The 23840-nt window shown below is 35.9% G+C and carries 16 protein-coding genes; 7 read left to right on the top strand and 9 right to left on the bottom strand.

Features of this window, described 5'->3' with window-relative positions; genetic code table 11:
• Positions 1–146: 146 nt before the first annotated feature.
• Positions 147–1295, bottom strand: coding sequence for a hypothetical protein (locus ACN0U3_RS02225; RefSeq protein WP_417264974.1), 1149 nt, complete (start codon positions 1293–1295; stop codon positions 147–149).
• A 207-nt stretch (positions 1296–1502) separates the two neighbouring features.
• On the opposite strand from ACN0U3_RS02225, the gene bcp reads away from it, so the two are divergent.
• From bcp to ACN0U3_RS02210, 3 genes are all read left to right on the top strand, one after another.
• Positions 1503–1967: a thioredoxin-dependent thiol peroxidase gene (bcp, locus tag ACN0U3_RS02220; protein WP_417264973.1), complete on the top strand. Its 465-nt coding sequence runs from the start codon at positions 1503–1505 to the stop codon at positions 1965–1967.
• Between the two features lie 79 nt (positions 1968–2046).
• On the top strand, positions 2047–3084 hold the full coding sequence (recA, locus tag ACN0U3_RS02215) for a recombinase RecA (protein ID WP_299202147.1): 1038 nt from the start codon (positions 2047–2049) through the stop codon (positions 3082–3084).
• Positions 3085–3159: 75 nt separating this feature from the next.
• Positions 3160–3957: a hypothetical protein gene (locus ACN0U3_RS02210; protein ID WP_417264972.1), complete on the top strand. Its 798-nt coding sequence runs from the start codon at positions 3160–3162 to the stop codon at positions 3955–3957.
• Positions 3958–3979: 22 nt separating this feature from the next.
• Here ACN0U3_RS02210 and ACN0U3_RS02205 read toward each other — a convergent pair whose 3' ends face one another.
• From ACN0U3_RS02205 to ACN0U3_RS02195, 3 genes are read right to left on the bottom strand one after another with little or no spacing between them, the layout of a single operon-like run.
• The gene (locus tag ACN0U3_RS02205; protein ID WP_417264971.1) at positions 3980–5644 is read right to left on the bottom strand and encodes an MBOAT family O-acyltransferase; all 1665 of its coding nucleotides are present in this window, start codon (positions 5642–5644) and stop codon (positions 3980–3982) included.
• Positions 5645–7057 carry a GDSL-type esterase/lipase family protein gene (locus ACN0U3_RS02200; protein WP_417264970.1) on the bottom strand — a complete coding sequence of 471 codons (1413 nt, stop codon included), beginning with the start codon at positions 7055–7057 and terminating at the stop codon, positions 5645–5647.
• Entirely contained in the window at positions 7047–8384 is a 1338-nt protein-coding gene (locus tag ACN0U3_RS02195; protein WP_417264969.1) for a hypothetical protein, read from the bottom strand. Before ACN0U3_RS02195 ends, ACN0U3_RS02200 begins: the two co-directional genes overlap by 11 nt.
• Positions 8385–8783: 399 nt before the next feature.
• On the opposite strand from ACN0U3_RS02195, the gene ACN0U3_RS02190 reads away from it, so the two are divergent.
• Positions 8784–10949, top strand: coding sequence for a PKD domain-containing protein (locus tag ACN0U3_RS02190; RefSeq protein ID WP_417264968.1), 2166 nt, complete (start codon positions 8784–8786; stop codon positions 10947–10949).
• A 30-nt stretch (positions 10950–10979) separates the two neighbouring features.
• Here ACN0U3_RS02190 and hemW read toward each other — a convergent pair whose 3' ends face one another.
• Positions 10980–12101 carry a radical SAM family heme chaperone HemW gene (gene hemW / locus ACN0U3_RS02185; RefSeq protein WP_417264967.1) on the bottom strand — a complete coding sequence of 374 codons (1122 nt, stop codon included), beginning with the start codon at positions 12099–12101 and terminating at the stop codon, positions 10980–10982.
• 105 nt (positions 12102–12206) lie between these two features.
• A complete protein-coding gene (locus ACN0U3_RS02180; protein ID WP_417264966.1) occupies positions 12207–14501 on the bottom strand; it encodes a T9SS type A sorting domain-containing protein in 2295 nt (764 codons plus the stop codon).
• A gap of 202 nt (positions 14502–14703) precedes the next feature.
• On the opposite strand from ACN0U3_RS02180, the gene ACN0U3_RS02175 reads away from it, so the two are divergent.
• From ACN0U3_RS02175 to ACN0U3_RS02165, 3 genes are read left to right on the top strand one after another with little or no spacing between them, the layout of a single operon-like run.
• Positions 14704–15933: a hypothetical protein gene (locus ACN0U3_RS02175; protein ID WP_299202170.1), complete on the top strand. Its 1230-nt coding sequence runs from the start codon at positions 14704–14706 to the stop codon at positions 15931–15933.
• 5 nt (positions 15934–15938) lie between these two features.
• Entirely contained in the window at positions 15939–16559 is a 621-nt protein-coding gene (locus ACN0U3_RS02170; RefSeq protein ID WP_299202174.1) for a uridine kinase family protein, read from the top strand.
• Positions 16560–16589: 30 nt separating this feature from the next.
• Positions 16590–20240: an ATP-binding protein gene (locus tag ACN0U3_RS02165; protein ID WP_417264965.1), complete on the top strand. Its 3651-nt coding sequence runs from the start codon at positions 16590–16592 to the stop codon at positions 20238–20240.
• A gap of 110 nt (positions 20241–20350) precedes the next feature.
• Here the strand turns inward: ACN0U3_RS02165 and ACN0U3_RS02160 are convergent, their stop codons facing one another.
• From ACN0U3_RS02160 to ACN0U3_RS02150, 3 genes are read right to left on the bottom strand one after another with little or no spacing between them, the layout of a single operon-like run.
• Positions 20351–21103 (bottom strand): succinate dehydrogenase/fumarate reductase iron-sulfur subunit, encoded by a 753-nt coding sequence (locus ACN0U3_RS02160; protein ID WP_417264964.1) that lies wholly within the window; start codon positions 21101–21103, stop codon positions 20351–20353.
• Positions 21104–21158: 55 nt separating this feature from the next.
• Entirely contained in the window at positions 21159–23162 is a 2004-nt protein-coding gene (locus ACN0U3_RS02155; protein ID WP_417264963.1) for a fumarate reductase/succinate dehydrogenase flavoprotein subunit, read from the bottom strand.
• A 6-nt stretch (positions 23163–23168) separates the two neighbouring features.
• A complete protein-coding gene (locus ACN0U3_RS02150; protein WP_299202186.1) occupies positions 23169–23840 on the bottom strand; it encodes a succinate dehydrogenase cytochrome b subunit in 672 nt (223 codons plus the stop codon).

The raw sequence follows: 23840 nt of genomic DNA, 5'->3' as shown, positions 1-23840 counted from the left end.
TCAACCTATGTGAAAAGCAATTTGATTTATTTTCGGTTAAAATTAGAATTTATTTTCTGTAAGATTGAAAAAGTCGAGTCTAATTTTGGGAACAACATAAACAGCTGTCAGATATATTTTTTGTATCCTGTGTTCGAAAATTAAGTTTAATTCCTGATGGCATCATGACGTTTTTTTAGATCATTTTGAATTGTTTTTAAACGTCTAAACTCTGTCGTTGTTGCTCCAGTTAACTTCATATTTTCAAGCAAAGTGTTAAACTCTACAACTTCTGTCCAGTTGTCCGTAAAAGTTGCTGTAGCCAATAAGTTGATCAACAAACCTTGTTTCACCTTATCATTAATTCTGGCTTTTTTATAACTATCATGTTCTTTCAATGCTGCTTTCCAAATTCCATACGCTTGCGCTAAGTTTTCATAGGCCTTGTTCGGATTTTCATGAAGCTGTTTAAATCCTATTTGAGCCAAAATATTCGCTTGTTTTAAATCACTGTAATCATGCTTATCTGAATTAACTTGAAAAAGGTGTACAGTATAACTGACTAATTGCGTTCCAAATTGATCGTTGAGTACTCGATTTACCGTAGTTACATTGCTGAGGTAAAGGTTTTGCTCTTCTTTATGAATCAATTCATAGATTTTATTCTCTGCCTTATGACGGGTGTAGAAATTCTGAGTACTTATTTTTTTTGGTTTTCGACTCGTGGTAATTTGGTTGCTATAGGACTCTCCATTTGGAGCTACAACCTTCAATCTTAATGGTTGAAAAACTTCAGCCGATGCCGAGTAAATAGAATCAATTTGTTCAACACCATCCTTAACAGATTTTTTAACCGTATCGTTAATGGTCAACTTACTGTATTGAAAGTCTTCTACATACACGTTTACCATCAATCCGTTTCCTGTGCTTTTTTGCATTCCTTCAATATTGATCTTGTTCTCTAGTTCAGCTGAATTGATTATATAAGGCATGAAGGGAGCTTCAGGGAGAATCAATTCAGGTTTTACCAAACCTTGCGTAATACGTTCAACAATTGTTGCTTCATTGTAACGTTTTAGCGCCTCTTCATACTCTTTTGTACGTTTTTGCACTTCTCTATTGTAATGCTCTCTAGCCAACAAAGCCTGCTGGGCATACTCAATATGAGCAACAGGAGTATATTCATTTACCCCTTTATGTGCAAGAGGGTTTAATGGGGTTCTCATTTTCTTAAAGGCCACCGCTTTATAAGAAGAGCCACATGAAGAAATAATTAATACCATAAAAATAAGAAAGCTTCCAAATAGTAATTTCATCTTGTAATGTTTTTGTAATCGTCCTCCAAAGTTACAACTTTCATTCCTTTTCGATTTCTAATTGGTGAATTAATAATTTTGATTAACTTATATAAGGAAGGTACTTTTTAAGAATAAAAAATAATTACAAATAAAACGACAATACTTAAAAAATCTTATTACATTTGATTATAATATTGTCAAAACAATGTTTAAATAAATATCAAAATGACGGATTTACAAAAAGGAGATCTTGCTCCAACATTCACATCGAAAGATCAAAACGGAAAAGAAGTTAAACTTTCAGACTACAAAGGAAGTAAAGTTGCACTGTACTTTTATCCGAAAGACATGACTCCAGGTTGCACAAATCAAGCTTGTAACCTAAGGGATAATTTTGCAGAACTTAAAAAAGAAGGCATCGTTGTCTTAGGCGTTAGTCCTGATGATGAAACACGTCACCAAAAATTCATCGACAAGCATGAATTGCCTTTTACCTTAATTGCAGACACAGATAAAGAAGTAATAAACGCTTATGGAATTTGGGGGCCAAAGAAGTTTATGGGAAAAGAGTATGATGGATTACACCGGACTACATTTTTAATTAATGAAGAAGGAAAAATTCACGATATAATTAAAAAGCCTAAAACTAAGGCACATGCAGAAGAAATCCTCAGTCTATTTCAACAATAAATCAATCCAAACAACATAATTTTTTAAGAACGTAAAAAGATTACGATCTACTAACCTAAATTTGCTAAAAATAAACGATATGGCAGAAACAAAAAAAGTAAAAGAAAAAGCAAAAGTAAATGAAGATAAGCTTAAAGCGCTTCAACTTACTATGGACAAAATGGACAAGACCTACGGGAAAGGTTCAGTAATGAAATTAGGCGATGGAGCCGTTGAAGATGTAGAAGTTATCCCTTCTGGATCAGTAACATTAGATATTGCATTAGGCGTAGGAGGATATCCTAAAGGACGTGTAATAGAAATCTATGGTCCTGAATCATCAGGTAAAACTACATTGGCAATTCATGCCATTGCAGAGGCTCAAAAAAACGGAGGTATCGCTGCATTTATTGATGCAGAGCATGCTTTTGACCAGTTCTACGCAAGAAAACTTGGTGTAAACACTGATGACCTCATTATATCTCAACCAGACAATGGAGAGCAAGCATTAGAAATTGCAGATAACCTAATTCGATCGGGAGCTATCGATATCTTAATTGTCGATTCAGTAGCTGCGCTTACCCCAAAAGCTGAAATTGAAGGAGAAATGGGCGATAGCCAGATGGGACTGCAAGCACGATTAATGTCGAAAGCATTGCGTAAACTAACAGGTTCTATTCATAAAACAGGTACATGCTGTATTTTTATTAACCAATTGCGTGATAAGATTGGTGTAATGTTCGGTAACCCTGAAACAACTACTGGTGGTAACGCTTTGAAATTCTATTCTTCAGTACGTGTTGACATCCGTCGTTCGAGTCAAATTAAAGATGGTGACGAAGTAATCGGAAACCGTACTAAGGTTAAAATAGTGAAGAACAAAGTCGCTCCACCATTTAGAAAAGCTGAATTCGACATTATGTATGGAGAAGGAATTTCTAAGGTGGGTGAAATTCTTGACCTAGGTGTAGACTTAGACATTGTAAAGAAAAGTGGTTCTTGGTTCTCTTATGGAGAAACACGTCTTGGACAAGGTCGTGATGCTGTAAAACAGATCATCGCAGACAACGAAGAGATGATGATAGAACTTGAAGATAAAATTAAAGAAGCTCTTGCTTCTAAACGGGAGCAAGTGTAATTGCATATCGTTTATGTGAAAGGTGTGGATTCGTCCACACCTTTTTTTATCTTTAGAAACATATAAATAAAAATAATGAGTAGAGAAAAGACATACGGTGTTATTGGCTGTGGTTGGTTAGGGGAATCTATAGGCCAAGATTGGATAAAAGAAGAAAAAACTGTAATTGGGAGTACAACTACCAAAGAAAAGATAGAAAAATTAGAATCCATAGGTATTAGTGCGCATTTATTGGACCACAAACAGGAAGAGAAAGATTTAAAATGGCTCAACAAAATTGATGTTCTACTATTAAACATCCCACCTTCTGGTTTGAAAGAAAACTATGCGAAGTTTATGTTGCATATTGCTCAAAATGTTAAGCGCGACGCTAAAATCATCTTCATAAGTTCAACTTCAGTTTATGCAAACAATAATACAGAAGTCAATGAAAATTCAGAATTAGAAATAACAAGAAGAAACTCTGCCTTTATCATCAATGCTGAAAGAAAATTATCAGAGTTTGCAAAAGAAAGACTAACAATAATTCGCATGGCTGGCTTAGTGGGGAAGGAAAGAAATCCTGCAAAATATATGTCGGGACGAGAAATTAATGGCGGACAAACACCCGTAAATCTAATCCACTTAGAAGACTGCATGGGAATTATAAACCATATAATTAAAAACAACATCTGGGGTGAAGTATTCAATGCTTCTTCACAACAACACCCAACGAAAGAAGAATATTACACTTTCGCTGCAAAGCAATTAAAAGTTACACCTCCTGTCTTTAATGATAAAGCTCAACCTTACAAAACCATTGAATGCGAAAAATTAATCAAGGAATATGGTTACGAATTTAAATACCATTCTCCGTTTCATTTCCCTTTGTAAACAAATACAAGCTTATTTTGTTTTAAAAATAAAAGTAAACAAAGTGTTTAGAAGTATCCGCAACGAGCTGATATACACCTATCACAAAAACACAGCTGGCTACCATCTGAATCGCAAAAGGAGTTTTAGAAAATTTGTTTTCTAACCAGGTTTCATTTCTATCAGGTAGCCAATGCAACACCAGTCCCAAAACAAGAATAATCAGCGGTATAGAAAAGGTACTACACATTAAAATAAAAGACGATGTGCTCCATTCAAATTTTGTCACCATATGATTAAAGTAATCGAAAGGTTCTGATTTTCCCTCAACTCTAAACCATATCCTTGCAATCGTCATAAAGGTGAAGGTGGAGAATATTTTCCAAACCCTAACCATCCAATGATTAGAATTCTCATAAGGAGATATTTTTTTCCAATGATTATAAAAAACCAATCCCAGTCCATTGAGCGCTCCCCAAATTAAATAATTTTGATTCGGGTTATGCCAAAGTCCTCCAACTACCATCGTAATCATAAGATTCATATCACGATAAATAATTTTTTTTGCCTTGGGAAATAACCAAATGATTGTAAAATAAATCGTGATGAATGCGAGAAGTACATACAACAACCAGAACCATTTGGTGAAAAAGAAAAGGAAAATAAAAATTATTGTAATAGTAGTAATCGAAGCAAAGCCACCCGTTCTATTTCCGCCTAAAGGAATGTAAAGATAATTTTTCCACCATGTTCCAAGAGAAACATGCCATCTTCTCCAAAACTCAGCGGTATTAAGTGACTTATAAGGCGAATCAAAGTTTTTCATCAACTTGAAACCCATTAATCGTGCAACTCCAACTGCCATGTCTGTATACCCAGAGAAGTCACCATAAATTTGTAATGAATAAGCAAAAATAGCCACCAAACTAACAAAGCCTGGATAAGCTTCTGGTGAATCTACAATCTTATCGATAAAATGTACAGCAATGTAATCTGCTAAAACAAGTTTCTTAAAAATTCCTTTTAGTATTTGAAAGATCGCCCACCCAAACTCGTGTTTGGTCAAAGTATAAGGCTTGTTGATTTGAGGAACAAATTCCTTTGCTCTAACAATGGGGCCTAAAATCAAGTGCGGAAAAAAGGAGATAAAGAATGAATAATGAAAGACATTTTTTATCGGTGGCACATCTTTCCGATAAACATCTACGATATAACCGATAGAACTAAAGGTGAAGAAAGAAACTCCTGCAGGAAGCAATAGTCGGTCAAAAACATTGTTTGGGCCATAAGAACTAAACCCATTTTGGAAATACGAAATCAAATTAAAGACTTCATAGTTGGTATGGAAAAACTCATTGAAGGAAGTCGTAAAGAAATAGGCATACTTGAAATAAGACAAGACCAGCACATTCAACACAACACCTGCTGTTAGCAAAGCTGTTCGAGAGATTTGCTTTGTTCGACTGACGATAAGATGGCCTAAACTATAATTGGTAGCCAAGGTGAAAACAAGAATAAAAACAGAAAGTCCAGAAGTTTTATAATAAAAGAACAAACTCACAGCAGTCAAATAAATACTACGTACGAGTTTATTTTTATGTAGCAATGAAAAGAAAATCATCACCACCAAAAAGAACAACCAGAAATCTAACCTTGAAAAGGTAAAGTCAACAGGTTCCAAAGAAAAAACATCCAGTAGGCGTTGCATCTAATTTCGTTTTAAAATCGTTGTTCGGGGTTTGTTTTCCATTTGCTCTACCCATTTCAGAAAGGCTTCAAAGAACAAATCACCTTTTAAATGGTATCCATCAACTGTAAAGTGCACCAAATCACTTTTCATCAATTTATTCAACTGCCAAGTTTTAGAAGAACCTAATTCTCCCATTACTCCATAAAGGTCCCAAACTGGAATTTGATATTTCTTGGCTAACCTCATCATCACAGTACGTTCTCTATCAATATTCTTGTTTAAATACCTGCGTCTGTAATAGGAGTCATTTGGCACAGTTAACAATATTGCACAGTTAGGATTAGCCCTCAAAACCTTTTTCATTAAACCTTCTAAATTAGCTTCAAACTCCTCAGGCTTAAAACGATCATAAGGAACATTACCATCATTGGTCCCCACAGAAAAAACAAAAAAGTCTGGTGGAGATTGAGATAATTGTTCTGTAAAATTTTCATTGTCTCTATAGGTATATAACCCTGCACCATTTACTCCAATGGAAGTATATGCAATACCTGGCTCGTTATTTTTCAACTCAAAACCATAAATTTGAAGAGGTGCATTACGCACAGAATCAGAAACTGTAGAGTCACCTATCTTTGTAAATCGAACATCGAAAGATGTAAAAGCTTTTTTAAAGTAGGTCTCTGTAATTCCGAGTCGTTCGTTAGTAAATTGTCGAATAACAGGGTTTTTCACCGAATCATAAGTGATTTTATATGGAAATTCACCTTTGTTGTGGTACACCCTGATGTGGTCTATTGGTGAGTTTTCATTCGCTCCTTTATAATTAAACGACAAATTAATCAATGAATCTGAAGAGGCTATTGCAACGCCCAACAATCCATATTCAATTGAATCTGGTCGATGAATTACAGAACGATATCCTTCCCATTCGTTGCTTGAGGTAAAACCATAGTTCCAAGGGTTATTCGTCCTGGCCATTTTAAAAGGAAAAACCCACCCTCTTTCTCCTGGCAAACCTTCCCAATATCGTTGTAGGTATTGTCGCATATCGTTAGAATAAATATCGGCCTGAAGATGCGAACCACCGATATGATAAAAGTTTAATTTTCCCTTTTTTGTTTTGACCATTTGTTGAAGTTTAAAAAACAAATGTTCAAACTGAGGACTCTCCTTGGTGTAGAATTGATAGTGATTTCGATCGAAGTGAATAAATGGATACTGACTTTGCACCGAAGTATCAATAATTCCGAATAAAGGCTCATTGAGGTAACCATTTAAAGAATCACTTGTTCTGCTTAAAAGTGTTTCCTGAATAGAATCGTGAACTTGAAGGGACAAAGTGTCCTTTATGCTTTCCGTTGTTGATTGCCCATAGAGATTGAACATCAAAATGAACATTAAAATTGTCGTGCTTACTTTACTCTTCATCTGAATCATTGACTGTCGTTAGTTTATTGTAAGTGGTCATAAAGGCATCATAGAATTTCTGCGCAGCTATGCTTGCTCCTTTTGGGGTGAAATGTATATGATCTTGACCTGCTAATCCTTTTTCTACCCAAGCAGCCATTGCATCTTCTCCACCCATGGCAGAATACATATCAAAATATGCACCATCAATCTCTTTGGTTACCTTACGAAGCTGGTCTACAAACAATGGCAATAATGGATAAGTCCGAAATTCTTCTTCAATAAGTGTTGACATATCACTTGGGCCAATCACAATGATCATAGCGTTTGGTCTTAGTCGTTTGATGACATTCAGTTGACCTTTAAAATACCTACTGGCTCTTTCGACTGCTGCCGTATCTTTCAAGTATGGAACAGCGTTCCCTCCAAACTGCATAATGAACAATTCTACATTTTGTTCATCGTAAATTCTTTTTGCTAAACCTTGATCAATTTTACCAAAAAAAGTTCCACTTGAACCACGCATTGCAATATTGTCTACTTGTAATCCTCCATTACCTTCTAAAGAATAGCCCAATATATTCGGACTTATTTTTGAAGAGTATTCAATCTTAATTTTACCTGGTGAATCTGGTAAAGCATAGTTGAACTTATGGTATTTCCCATCTGCTATTAAAGAATCTGTTTTGACCAATTCTCCGTTTTTCCATACTCTAATTTCACAAGCTGTAAATGCATCACTATAATGTACAATGATATTTTTGTAGGTTTTAGCCCTACTATAACCATAAGGTCCAGGCTCAACCTCCATCCAAGCACTAACTATCTCCAAACTATCTAGGTTGATTGAATCACTGTACTCAGGTGTGAAACGACCTACTGAGTTCATAATCCCATATCTTTTCGTGGATAAGGACTGACCACCGAAATTGGTGAAACGCTGAAAGTTTTCTGAATAGGTTTGAGTGTAGGTTACGGTATTGTAAACATTAACTGCAGGAATAAATCCTGGGCCATATCCACCAAATTGGGTTTGTAGCCTTTGTCTTAAAAAAGAAGTCACCCTATCTCCTTCTATCTGAGAATCACCATAATGTAATATTCTTATTTTATGGGAACCGATAGCCTTTAGTTTATTGAAAAAAAGTCTAAACTTTTCTTTACCTCCTTCAGAAAAAGCCAGCAGATCTTCTGTCGTTACTTTATAGTTTTTAATCTTCCCTTTGGGTTCATCAATTGAGTCAGAAAGATCGATATCTTCTACTATTGAAGTGTCAATGTCTGCGAAAAGTGAATCTACATTAACTTCTTGACGCGTTTCTGTTTTGAGCAACTTGTGTTGTGACAAAAATCGAAATTCATATCCAAGGATATCCTTCTTCCCAGAAGGCACTGCATATGAAACGAGCCCCAAAATAAGGAGACAGCCCAAAATGAACAGTACAATATGAAACGGCTTATACGATTTTTGCATACTCCACAAATTTAGTAAAGAAATACCTGTTTATTCTATCCATTCGTTTAGTTTTCAACAGTATTCTGTTGGGTTACATCATACCTCAAATACACTATAATTATTAATATTCAGCTGAATCTACAAAGATTAACCTTCCTGCCATTAAGACTCCCAAAAAATCGTTGCAATCTCGTGTAATCAATACAGTTTATCTATAAATAAAAAATAGACCCATATATTTATTCAAAAATGAAACTAGGTCAAATACACCATTTTATGTATTTTTGATTTATGATAAGGCTACTAACCATATTGTTAATACTCATTCTTCCGCTTCAGCTTTTGGCTTCTCATATAGTTGGAGGTGAGATGTATTATGATTGTTTAGGAAATGACCAATATAAAATTACTGTAAAAGTTTATCGGGATTGTAATAGTGACGGAGCTGAGTTTGATAATCAAATTATCTTAGGCATTTTTAACAGGCTAAACAACGAAAGGGTGGATACCAAAGGTATAACTCAACCACAAATTGATTTTGTACCGGTTACTTTTAGCAACCCATGTGTATCTGCACCAACAGACATTTGTGTTCAGGAGGCAATTTATACTAGAGTAATTACTCTTCCACCCTTACCTGAAGGATATATCTTAGCTTATGAAAGATGTTGTAGGGGAGCAGATATCTTAAACCTACTAAACCCTGGAGGCTTGGGTTTAACAATTACTACAACAATACCTGGAACAAATAGTGGGGTGGTGTGCAATAGCAGTCCTCGTTTTGACAACTACCCTCCACTTTTACTTTGTAATAACGAAACCTTATATTTTGATCATTCTGCAACAGATCCAGATGGAGATCAACTCGTATACGAATTCAACACACCGTTTAATGGTGGGTCTCCTGGCGACCCTATGCCGGTACCAACCAACTTCCCACCCTATGACAACATTAATTGGGAGCTTGGCTTCGGCCCGAACCAACCTTTTGGAGCTTTAGGTCCTACGTCCATTGATCCAAATACGGGTGAACTTATTGCCGACCCTAGTTTACTGGGAAAATTTGTAGTCGGCATAGTTGCTAAAGAATATAGAAATGGAGTACTTATTGGAAGTACAAGTCGTGACTTTTTATTTACTGTTTTCGATTGTATTGTAAATGTTACCGCAGAAATTGTTCCCCAAGAAGACATGTACTCTTATAATAGCTTATGCGATGGACTCACAATAAACTTCGAAAACAATAGTGTTGGCGGTAGCACATTTTATTGGGACTTTGGAGTCCCTTCTGACCCAGATGCTACAAGTGAATTTTATTATCCAACTTATACTTTCCCTAGTGAAGGAAGTTATACTGTTACCATGATTGTTAATCCCAATACATCTTGTGCAGATACTTCAGTTGAAATCTTCAATGTGTATTCAAATTTGAACGTGTTCTTTGATCCTCAAGACCCCCAATGTGTGACCAACAACTCCTTTAACTTCATGGGAGAAGGTGATTATCAAAGTGGATCTACATTTAATTGGGTGTTTGGAGATAATGCAAACCAAAACAATGTAACAACAGAAGATGTTAATGGGGTTGTTTTTGATTCTCCGGGCTCTTATCCTGTCACCTATACAGTTCAATGGAATGATTGTATAGATGAATACACCGACACAATAGAAGTGCATAGTCCTCCTATAATTAACTTCGATTTAGAACCTGGTTTATTTTGTGCTCCAAAAAAAGTACAGTTTATTGATAGCAGCACGGCAGATGCGACAATGGTTCATTTATGGGATTTTGGTGATGGTAATACATCAAACGAACAAAATCCAACTCATGTTTATGAAACCCCTGGAGTCTACGACGTTACTTTATCCATATCAACTGATGTTGGCTGTATAGCTGCCTTATCAATGACCAAACCGGACTTAGTAGAGGTCTTTTCTTCTCCAGTTGCTGATTTTACTGTTACTCCTGCACATACCAACGTTTTTGAAACCGAGATTACTTTTACAGACCAAAGTATCGATAGCGATGAACATTTTTATCAATTAACTCCAACAGTCGACACTACTGAACGCAATCTGACTTTCCATTATTTAGAAGGAGGGAATCATTATCCGTACCAAGTGGTTACCAATGAACATGGGTGTAAAGATACCGCCACAAGAGTGATTTTTGTCGAGCCTTATACAACGCTTTATGTTCCAAATGCATTTACTCCAGATGGAAATAAATTCAACGATATTTTCAAACCTGTTGTCATGGATGTTACAGAGTATGAATTCACTATTTACAATCGTTGGGGAGAAGTGATATTCAAAACAAACAATCCAAAAGAAGGATGGAATGGAAGGGTCCGTGGACAAGTGTCACCAGACGGTGTTTATCTTTGGAGAATCGAATATGTTAATCATCGGAGTATTGGAGAGATACACCATGGAAACTTTAGCTTAATGCGCTAATGGAATGCAAATGCACACTGCATGTATTCATTAATCAATAAATAACATTGCAGCAATGTGATCGGCTTGTAGTTTTCCTTTCTCTGTTAGAAATATCTTACCTTCAGATTTAAAGATTAAATCATCATTGATAAAGGCTATTAATTGCTCATTAAAATATTTAGTCGGACAATGTTTAAAAGAAAGGTCTTCTAAGTCGACTCCCCATTTGGTTCTTAACCCAGTTAAAAGCAATTCGTTAAACCTGTCTTTTGGTGTTAGAATTTCCTCTTCGAAATAACTGTTATTAGACAATACACCTTTGATATAAACAGGATTACTTGCAACATTCCATCTGCGGCTTTCTCTATCAAAAGAATGTGCAGAAGGACCTATTCCAATATAATCTACACCTTTCCAATAATTTGAATTGTGTTTTGAGTAATTCTCTTCTTTTGCAAAGTTTGAAATTTCATATTGTTGGTAGCCCGAAGCGTTTAATTTCTTTACCAAAATTTCAAATTGATCCGATTGATCATCCTCACCTACTTCAGGAAGTTCTCCTTTTTGAACCAATTGATACAAAGCCGTACGTTTCTCTATGGTTAAACAATAGGCCGAAATATGATCGGGGCCTAAAGCCACCAGTTGATCGATATTACTTTCCCAATCTGAAATCGTTCGGTTAGGCAAACCATAAATTAAATCAACTGTTAAAGAAAAACCGTGCGACTTTGCCATTTTTACAGCATTTGTAGATTCCTCTGCTGTGTGTGCACGATTCATCCAATCTAAATCTTCTTGTAGAAAGGACTGTAGGCCTATGCTCAGTCTATTCACTCCGATTGCTTTCCAAGTCAACAATTGAGCATCGGTGATATCGTCTGGATTAGCCTCCAATGTAAACTCTATTTGAGGTGCTAATTTATAGTTCTTATCAACTGCATCAACAAGGGTTTTCAACTCTTCGCTGGTCAATAAAGAAGGGGTTCCACCACCAAAATATAAGGTCTCAATAGTTTGATTTTTTAGATACCCAATTCGGGTTTCTATTTCTCGTACCAACGCATCAATCATTTTACTGCGATATGCACTGAATGTTGTACTAAAATGAAAATCACAATAGGAACACTTCTGTTTACAAAAAGGGATATGAATGTATATTCCTGCCATAGATCAAAGTTACAAAACAAAAAAATAGACTGCTCACTATTGAACAGTCTATTTTGAAATTATAATTTAAAAAATTCGTTGTTTATCTAAAGTAAACACCTTTCATTACTCAACAATGATTTTACGTGTTACACTATTGTTTTCATTCGAAATTGTTAACATATAGAGGCCGGATGCAAGATCTGATTCATCAATTTTCAATTGATTTCCTTTCACTTGATATGCTCCAATTACTTGTCCTGTAAGACTAGTTAGTGTCACAGTTTTATCACCTTCGAAATCCATTGTAATATTCAAGATTCCTTTTGATGGATTAGGATAAACATTGATTTTGTTTTCTAATTCATTTACAGATAAAGATGCTGTTGTAATACAGAAGTTGTATGTTATTGACGATCCAAAGTTAGCATCAGCTTCTAACAATTCCGCTAAGACCTGATTGTTCATTGTTTGTGTCAAGGTCATACTTCCTGAATAGTCACAAGAATTATAGGCCGCTCCTTCAACTCCATCACCATAAGCATCCATTAGTATCAATTCATAGCAACCATTGGTGAAACACATTGTTTCTGACACTAAGTTGCTTGAATTGGAATTTGGCCCATAACCACTTCCACTGTAAATCACATCGCTATTGTCATTTCTAATTTCCCAAGAAACCTCAGCGGCGTAACAACCCAAGTAAAAGTCGAGTGCTACTTCCACACCTTGAGGTGCTGCATAAAAATTAATTGAACGAATGTTGTCTACAATATCCTGATCTGTCTGACCATTAACACTCAGCACCTCTACTTCTATGGCATTATTTCCACCGATTTGATTAAATATAGGCAAGGTAATCGTTTCGGTTACATAAGATGCTATATTTCCTGTCCAATTTATATTTTGAGAAGTTCCGTTATAAGTGTACTTAATTGACATTGAAGTAATGGTTTGAACTCCTTTATTGAGGATATCAACACTTGGTGTAAATGACGACAAACACTCTTTCCCTTCTTGTCCTGAAATGGTTTGAACAGAAGCGTTATAATCTGTTGGTGAATTATAAGGGTCGTAACCTCCAATAGATACCGAACCTGAATTAGTTGGATCTAACCAATATTTTAATTGACCACTGTTTGAACTTCCAGAAGGCTCCCAAGAGTTATAAAGTCTACCGTAAAAATCTTGACCTGAAGATGAAGTTCCAACACATCCGGCATTTCCTCCCCAAAGTTGACCGATAATCAACCCATCTTGGTTAAACAAAGGCGAACCTGAAGAACCTCCTTCAGTTGTAGTATTTCTATCCCATTCTACAGACCAAGAACTATTTGCTTCTGAAGAACCCATTGCTTGAACAGCAACTGCTGGATCATCATCAAAGGAAATCTTTTTTATATCTCCACTAGGGTGGTGAATACCAATTGTAGAACTTGGTGCGGCATTTCCGTTATTCCATCCCGCAAAGTAAGGATTGTGAGATTGTGGAATTGCTCCGCCTGTTAACCCTCCTGTTATTTCCACTAATGAAAAATCAGAAGGTTGTCTACTGGCACGTTGTACAGCACCTGAAAGAGATTCAAACGGAGGAGAACTTGGTGGATTGTTACAGTTATCCGATTGCCAGTTGAACCTAAAAATCCAATTGGTAACGTTACTTCCGCAATGATTAGCCGTCAACACATATGGTGTTCCATCAAATTGAGTATTATTAATGAGTGCCCCAGTACAAAAACCTGAACTTCCTGAAACGAGCATAACTACACTGTTTCTTTGGTTCATGTAAGCTGCACCATCAGGACAATTCACATTCATATTACAACTTCCCGAAGAGCCTAAAGCTTTTTCTTGAAATTCTTCTGCAGTTCTATAACCGTGAGTTACTCTAGAAACCTCTACATGGCCAAGGTTGTTGGTGTTTTTAGCAGGTACAAAATACTCAACAATTACGGTGTTTCCTGGAACTAACTCTGCTCCTAACTCGCCTTTATAGATATGGTTTTGAGTAAACTTTCCAAGAATAAAAGTTTGTTCTGGGTTATAAACATACAACTCATTTCCTTCTGGTATTGCAGTGTTTGAGAATGTTAAATTAATTGTTTTTGCGCGATCTGAAGAAACTTCCATCAACCATACCTGGTCTCCATTTGGTTTTGTTGTCCAACTTCCAGCATTATAAATATCTAAAGCTGTAGAGTAGTTAAATCCGAATCTCCAAGGTCCATTTTTAAGCGCATCGTTAACTTCATCTTCTGCCCTTAATTTCTCAACATCAGGTTGGGCAAAATTGTACCTTGGTACTTCTGTTCCTGTTTTTGTAAAATAATCCAACCCTGTTGGCGTCCCTCCATCTCCTTGCTGTCCAAAAATAAGTGCACAAACAGCAAAAAATGAGAAGGTTAGTACTAATCTTTTCATCATTAATTTTTTATAGTATATTATTTAGCGATAATCTATCAGGCAATTTACGCAAAAAATTAAAAAGTATTTGTCTGATCACCATGAAATTATCATAAGTGTAATTTAAAACACCAACTTTATATTCTAAATATTCTCATCGAACACCTCGCTTTAAAGCTAGAATCATTATTTTTAAAACTTATACCATAATTATCAAACGATGAAGCAAATCTTTTTTATTCAAATTGTCTTTTTCATTTCCTTTATTTCCTTTGGACAAATAGAGGTTACTGAAGGTAAGTTTCCTTTTAACCAGATTATTGAATGGCCTGGGAAAGGTACTTTGTTGTTAGGGAATGATCCTACAGGAAGAACAGATGAGATTAATTTCAACTTATTGAATCACCAAGGAGAAGTTTCATGGAACAGATCGGTTTATCCGAAAAGTAATAATACAAGCTTAATTGTTTCAGGGATGTCGGACTATCTCTACTTTGTAGATGATCTAAAACCGGTAAACAACCATATTCGTTACAATCAAGTAAATCAAAGCGGTAGTATTGTTCCAACAAAATTTGATCTGCTCAAAGTTATTCGAAGCTATCGCTACACCACTCCTAATGACTTGGAACTAAAGGAGATTGTTAACACTCCAAAAGCACTTGTTTTTTACTTTCAATTACCTGTTAAAGACAAAGGAATAATTGAAAACTTTTTTGTTACAATTACACACCACAACAACAGGGTTTATCATTATCAAGGTCCGGCTTCTGACATGACACTCATGAAAGAAGGCAAGGAAGGTCCACTTGTTTTTGCTGGTGCTGACGAAAACACCATTTGCTTTTCGAGGTATGAATATTCTGATAAGAAGCAGAACGCTAGATTTTATCCTTTTTCGCCAAAGGCTGAGCCCATCAGTAGAAACACAATGATAATTCCAGATTTCTCGCCTATTCTTTCTACAATTCAAGAGGTCAGTCTTCATGGAAGTCACTACATAGAGAAAGAAAATAAATCCACCGTTATTGCAGAAGGGAAAGGTATATATATGGGTGGAAAATATTTTTATGCGGTCAATGATGCAAAAGACAGGTGTTTGAAAATTTACGGAAGAGATGATAATGGAAAGTACGTTTTACTCAATAAATGTGAAAATGTTGCTGAAGCTTCAAGAAAATATAAAGCTTCGTTGGCCATCATTCCTTTTAGAGATAAGGCAGTAATTGTCAGCAATATAAACGATAATTCAATCGCTTATGAATTGACTGATAACAAACTTGAAAAGGTCGCTTCTGAAACGCTTAACTTCGAAATCCTTCAAAAAAACCCAAGTTCTTTCAAAGTAGAAAATAAATCTGCTAATTTTGTGCACTTTAAAGAAGGTCTTCCTTACTTTTTCGATTTGAAAAACATTAAGGATGGCAATAAAGTTATTTTTAAGCAATAGAAATTATGGTTATTGGGATTTGTGGAGGAAGTGGTTCTGGAAAAACAACATTGTTGAACCGATTGGCTGAAAAGTACAGCTATCTTAAACCTTCTGTGTTCTCAATGGACAATTACTATAAGCCTATTGAAGAGCAACAAGTCGATCAAAACGGTAAGGTTAACTTTGACCTTCCTACCGCATTAGACAAGGAAAGACTACTAAAAGACCTTACACGTTTAATCAACGGGAAAAGTATTGAAGTTTTTGAATATCAATTCAATGCTGGAAACAACAGAAATGTATTAATCACTATTGAGCCATCTGAATTACTTATTGTTGAAGGTTTATTTGTGTTTGAATACGAAAAAGTCCGTCAACTCTTAGACTTTAGCATTTTTGTTGATGTTGACCCAGCGATTCAATTAGACAGAAGAATTTACCGCGACCAAGAGTCTAGAGGTTATTCACGTGCTGACATTCTTTACCAGTGGGAGAACCATGTAATTCCGTGTTATAATGCCTTCCTTGCACCACACGAAACCAAGTCTGATTTTATCTACCACAACGACAGCCGATCAGAAAATGATTTTGTCCGATTAACAAATGTTCTTGAAGAATTGCTTCCTCAAGAAAAAGTTGACTAAAATCCCTGAAAATAATTAGATTTGTTTGTAATGAAGTCCGTTTCAAACAAACTCCGTTGGCTAATTGTAGCTTTTTTAAGTATAATCCTTTCGTGGATTGCCTATACGGTTTTCTATAATACGAATGTTGAACATGAACAGGAACGGTTCCAAAAAGACTTTACAGCTTTAGAAAAAAGACAAGGCGTATTCAAGAATGTAGTCTCAAAAGTCGTGAAAAATAATTCTATAGACGAATTATGGGCAATGAAAGAACTACAAGAAAATGATTTTTCAGTACATATATATAAAAGCGATTCTCTTGTTTATTGGAATTCTAATCAAATCAATATAAAAAATGACTTCTTGGGCAGTTTCACCCATTTTGTAGGTCGGTTTTCAAATGGATATTACCTGGTTGACATTTTTAACGTTCATGACCTTCACGTCATAGTAAGCAGTAAAATAAAACACGATTTCTTTTATCAAAACAATGCTTTACAAAACACCATAACCAATCATTTCCAGACTACCAACGATGTTGAAATCCATTGGGAACAAGTCGAAAACAGTATTCCAATTATATCGTTAGAGAATGAAACACTATTCTACTTATCGATTCTCAACGAAAAGTCAATCGGAAAATATCAGCAATTGATCATTTTCAGTCTTTATGCCTTTGGATTCCTTAGTTTACTTATTTCTTTAACTTTAATTATTAAGCCCATTGCAAAAAGAAAAAGTTGGTTGGTGTTGCTCTTTCCATTGCTTCTGCTGGCGTTTAGGTATTATTCTATTCGATTTGCATGGATAAAACTGTTTAATGAATTCGAAATATACGACCCTATTCTATACGCAAACAGCAGTTTAATTCCGAGTTTAGGAAGTTTAATCCTAAGCTTAATAATTGTTTTTATTGTGATTTGGTGGTTTTTGTATTTTTTTCACCGTATAAACCCACAGAAAAAGTACAGCTCTATCCTTTTGGTCTTTTGCTACCTAGCATTATTACTTTACTCCATTTTTATCAGTCATTTATTCGAATCTCTGATCGTAAACAGTTCCATTTCATTGGTTATTGATGAGGTATTCTCCCTATCTCTTTATTCAATCATTGCACTGGTCATCATATCTTCACTTTTCTTGTCCTACTATCTTTTAATTCGACAGTTGAGTTTAAAGCTTATTCAATCCACTATTCCTTTAAATTATTTAGCATTGATTTGGTTTGTAAGTGGGGTTTTGTTTGCTACCATTGAATTGGTTTACCTTCAGAACAATATTTTCAATTCACTATGGCCTGTTTTACTAAACGCTTTGTTCTTTTATTTGGCCTCAAAAAAACTCAATCTTAATTCTTTAAAATACCACATTGCAATTGTAATTGTTATTGGTTTTTACGGTGCAATTATTCTTTTTGAAAACAACGAATCCAACGAACATCAAAAAAGAGAACTTTATGCTAATCAGTTGATAACAGATCAAGATCCTACCATGGAAATTGAATATGCTGCTACGATAGAAAAACTTGTTAATAATCCTGAGTTTCATCAATTGATTGGAGGAGAAAATGATTTCACCGCGCCAAACTTATCATTACAAATTGAAAATTGTTGTTTTGGTGAATTTTGGGAACGTTATGAAATGAGCTTTTTCTTTTTTCAAGCCGATGGAACTGCCTTATTGGATTATATCAGTAATCAATCGAAAACCAAAGAAGATCTTGTGCATTTAGTAGAACATCATTCTGCCCCTTCCTCTATTGCTGAGAATCTATACTTCGTAACTGATTATTTTGATCAATTAAGTTACATCGGACATAGAAAAATACTAAGGGCAGATTCAACACAGCTAGATTTCTTTATTCTTTTCAAATCAAAAAAGATTCCAGAACAAATTGGCTTCCCCAGGTTATTGATGAATGAAAAGTCATATGCTTTACAAAATCTTGAGGATTATTCTATTGCCCGTTATTCTAATGGCAAATTAGTTATGCGCTTTGGTGGATATAATTATCCTACAACCATAGATTTTTTCAATAACAAAGCTGGAGAAAAATCAGGATTTATTACCCTTAACAATATCAACCATTTGGTTTATCATCAAGAGGATGGCCAATCAGTTGTGATTTCTAAACCTGAAAAACGATTTATTGAGCAACTGAGTACTTTTTCATACTTGGTGTTGTTCTTTGGGATATTCTCTTTATTGGCATTATTCTTCTTTAACTGGTCATCAATATTCCCACTAAAATCTCTACAGCTCTCTTTAAAAGTTCAGATTGTTTTAATTGGAATGGTGGTCGGTGCTTTTGTATTGTTTGCTATTGTTGCCATTCAAAACGTTACACGTCAATACAATGTATACACTAACGACAATTTAAAAGAAAAGATATATTCAGTAGAAACAGAAATAGAACAGAAGATTGGAAATAAAGAAAAACTTATTCCGTCTGAACATAGAGATTACATGAACTATTTGTTGAAGAAATTCTCCAATGTATTTGTTACTGACATTAATTTTTATTCTACAAATGGAGATTTATTTGCCACTTCCCAAACCAAACTATACGACAAAGGCATCAGTACTCCACAAATGAACAGCCGTGCCTTTTACGCAATGAATTATAATCAACGCAGCGAATATATACACCTAGAGAAGTTCGGAGAGCTTTCCTTCCTTTCTGCTTATTTGCCGTATAAAAACCATGAAGGTCAATTGTTGGGGTACATTAATCTACAGCATTTCTCAAAACAAAACACTTTCGAACGCCAAATGAATGAGTTCATCGTTGCCGTCATCAATATTGCTGTACTTCTACTAGTGGTTACTGTGTTGCTAGCCATTATTGTTTCAGGATGGATTACAGCGCCTTTAAGACTCATACAGCAAAGCTTTAGCAAAGTAGAATTTGGAAAAGAGAATAAGCCCATTGCCTATGAAGGTGATGATGAAATTGGTGCGCTGGTCAAAGATTACAACAATAAGTTAGTTGAGTTAGAATTAAAAGCAATGCAGTTGGCACAAAGCGAACGTGAAACTGCATGGAGGGAAATGGCCAAACAAGTGGCACATGAAATCAAGAATCCTTTAACACCAATGAAATTAAGTGTACAACATTTCCAACGTGCTTTTGATGTTAATGACCCGAACGCCAAAGAAAAAATTCAACGTATTGTAAATTCCTTGGTCGAACAAATTGATGCCTTAAGTAAAATCGCCAACGAGTTCTCTAACTTTGCTAAGATGCCCAAAGCAAATGAGGAGCGTTTGAACTTGGTTCCGATGTTAAATAACATTGTAGATCTCTACTCTTCCAAAGATGTACAAATTGACTTGGCGCTAAATGAAAATGAGGAAATTGTTGTTTTTGCCGACAAAGATTTGATTTTACGAGTTTTCAATAACCTTATCAAAAACGCTATACAAGCAGGTATAGAAAATGATGAAACCCACATTACTATTTCTGTAACCCAAGAAGATCAAAACTACATTATTGCTGTTAAAGATAATGGAACAGGAATATCTGATGAAATTAAAGAAAAGATGTTCTCTCCAAACTTCACTACCAAAACAACAGGTTCGGGACTAGGATTGGCAATGGTGAAACAAATTATCACCAATCACAATGGCCAAATCTGGTTTGAATCAGAAGAAGGAGAAGGTACAGTGTTTTATATTTTGATTCCGAAGGTTGTGTAGTAGGGACGATTTGCAAACCGTCCTTACACAAACCGCCCCTACAACGACACACCATAAAAAAAGTGGAAGCCTTTCGACCTCCACTTTCAATATAACATTCTGTCTTGCTTCTAGTGCTTAACAGCAGTTTTTGCTTTGATTAACTCACGGTTTAAACGCGCGATGTTTTCTAAAGAAATTCCTTTAGGGCACTCTGCTTCACATGCTCCAGTATTCGAACAGTTTCCGAAACCTTCGGCATCCATTTGTGCAACCATATCTTGTACACGTTTCTTCGCTTCCACCTTACCTTGTGGCAACAAAGCAAATTGTGAAACTTTTGCAGATGTAAATAGCATTGCAGAACTGTTTTTACACGCCGCTACACATGCTCCACATCCAATACAAGTTGCAGCATCAAAAGCCATATCAGCATCCTCTTTAGGAACTGGAATAGCGTTCGCATCTTGTGTGTTTCCAGAAGTATTTACAGAAACATATCCTCCTGATTGCTGAATACGTTCAAACGCACTTCTATCGACAACTAAATCTTTAATGATAGGAAATGCTTTAGCTCTAAATGGCTCAATATAAATTGTATCTCCATTTTTAAAACTACGCATGTGCAATTGACAAGTCGTGATTCCTTTATCTGGACCGTGTGGTTCTCCATTGATATGTAAAGAACACATTCCACAAATACCTTCACGACAATCGTGGTCAAATGCTACAGGCTCTTCATCTTTTGTAATTAGGTCTTCATTTAAAACGTCAAGCATTTCAAGGAAAGACATATCTGGTGAGACATCACTGATCTGATAATCCACCATTGATCCTTTATCGTTGGCGTTTTTCTGTCTCCATATTTTTAATGTCAAATTCATATCTCTAAATTTTTTATGATTCTTTGAAAGCGTATACACACTTTCAATCTACCTCTTATTTATAGCTTCTAGTTTTCAATTCAATGTTCTCATAAACTAGATCTTCTTTATGAAGAATAGCTTCTCCCGGATTCCCAGTGTACTCCCAAACTGCTGCATACTTGAAGTTTTCATCATCACGTTTTGCTTCACCTTCTTCTGATTGTGATTCTTCACGGAAGTGACCTCCACAAGATTCTTCTCTGTGCAATGCATCTTTTGCGAACAACTCTGCAAGCTCCAAATAGTCAGCTACACGTCCTGCTTTTGCTAATTCATCGTTGAATTCGTTCATTCCTCCAGGAACTCTCACTTCTTTCCAAAACTCCTCACGTAACGCTTTTATTTCTTCAATTGCAGAAGTCAAACCTTCTTTGTTACGGGCCATACCACACTTGTTCCACATGATAAGACCAAGTTTTCTATGGAAAGTATCTACAGACTTGGTTCCTTTGTTATTGATGAAGTGTTCTAAGCGATCGACTACTTCTTTTTCTGCCTCAGCAAAAGCGGGGTGATCGGTAGAAATTGGTCCAGTACGAATATCATCAGCTAAGTAATCTCCAATTGTATAAGGCAATACGAAGTATCCATCCGCCAATCCTTGCATCAATGCAGAAGCTCCTAAACGGTTTGCTCCGTGATCTGAGAAGTTTGCTTCTCCAATCGCATACAAACCAGGCACGGTTGTCATTAGATTGTAATCTACCCAAATTCCACCCATTGTATAGTGAACTGCTGGGTAAATCATCATTGGTGTTTCGTATGGATTCTCATCAACGATTTTCTCATACATTTGGAAAAGGTTACCGTATTTGTTCTCGATAACTTGCTTTCCTAATTTGGTTACAAGTGCTTTATCGTTTTCATCTAAACCTTGAACATGTGCTGTTTCTTTACCATAACGTTCAATTGCTGATGCGAAATCTAAATATACTGCTTGTCCAGTTGCATTAACACCATATCCAGCATCACAACGCTCTTTGGCTGCACGTGAAGCAACGTCACGTGGTACTAAGTTACCAAATGCAGGATAACGACGCTCTAAATAATAATCTCTGTTTTCTTCTGGAATCTGAGTCGGTTTTAATTGCCCCGCTCGAATGGCCTTAACATCGTCCATGTTTTTAGGAACCCATATACGACCATCATTTCTTAACGATTCCGACATCAAGGTTAATTTCGCTTGTAACTCACCTGCAACTGGAATACAAGTTGGGTGAATTTGAGTGAAACATGGATTCGCAAAATAAGCTCCTTTCTTGTGAATTTTCCAAGCTGCAGAAGCATTACTTCCCATAGCGTTTGTTGATAAAAAGAATATGTTTCCATATCCTCCTGAACCAACAACCACTGCGTGTGCTCCATGACGTTCAATCTTTCCTGTAACCAAATCACGTGTTATAATTCCACGTGCTTTTCCATCAACAATTACAACATCCATCATTTCGTGACGGTTGTACATTTTGATTTTACCACGGCTAATTTGACGATTCATTGCTGAATATGCTCCAAGCAACAATTGTTGACCAGTTTGACCTTTTGCGTAGAAAGTTCGAGAGACCAATACTCCTCCAAATGAACGGTTATCTAAAAGTCCTCCGTAGTCACGTGCAAAAGGAACCCCTTGAGCCACGCATTGGTCAATGATGTTTGCCGAAACCTCAGCTAAACGATAAACGTTGGCCTCTCTTGCTCGGTAGTCACCTCCTTTAACTGTATCATAAAACAAACGATAGATTGAATCTCCATCTCCTTGATAATTTTTCGCTGCGTTAATCCCCCCTTGTGCTGCAATAGAATGCGCACGTCTTGGTGAATCTTGGAAAGCAAACGCCTTAACGTTATACCCTAGCTCTGCTAAAGTAGCAGCTGCAGACCCTCCTGCTAATCCTGTTCCTACAACAATCACGTCAATTAAACGCTTATTTGCAGGGTTTACCAAATTAATATTATTCTTATAGTTGGTCCATTTATCTTTTAAAGCACCACTTGGTATTTTTGAATCTAATTTTGTCATAACCTACTATTTTAATCCTGTTACATAAAGTGCAATCGCAATTAGGATAAATCCTAAAGGAACTACAATCGAATAAAACACTCCAAATTTCTTTAAGCCATCAATGTACTTGTTGTTTTGCCCCATTGACTGAAATGCAGATCCAAAACCATGGAGTAAATGCAATGCTAAAAGTCCAAAAGCAACGATATACGCTACTACTCTTGCAGGGTTAGAAAATTTATGCAATAGCTCTCCGTAATACCTTGTTGGGTCTTCTGGAGCCATAGCAATGTACTTGTGATTAATTTCTGGAACCCAGAAATCAATAAAGTGAAGTACCAAGAAAGCCAAGATTACTAATCCTGAAATTGCCATGTTTCTTGACATCCAAGTAGAGTTGGCTGCTCCATTCACTTTTTTGTAAGCGATTGGGCGAGCTGCTCTATTCTTCATTTCGAGATACATTCCCATCACGAAGTGAAAAACCACTGCGAAAATTAAGATTGGCTGAGCAACAAATTGTACCAATGGATTTGTGCCCATAAAATGAGATAACTCATTAAAAGCATCTTCGCTAAAAACCGCTGTTAAGTTAATAAAGAGATGCTGTAAAAGGAAGATCATTAAAAACAAGGCCGATAAAGCCATTGCTAATTTTCTACCTATCGATGATTTAAATAAACCAGATTTGCTCAT

It is taken from the genome of Brumimicrobium sp., from assembly GCF_048268645.1.
In the GTDB taxonomy this organism is placed as follows: Bacteria; Bacteroidota; Bacteroidia; order Flavobacteriales_D; family Crocinitomicaceae; genus Brumimicrobium; species Brumimicrobium ulvae.
The sequence above is the reverse complement of the archived record's forward strand: the minus strand, read 5'-3'. Positions and strand labels throughout refer to the sequence as shown.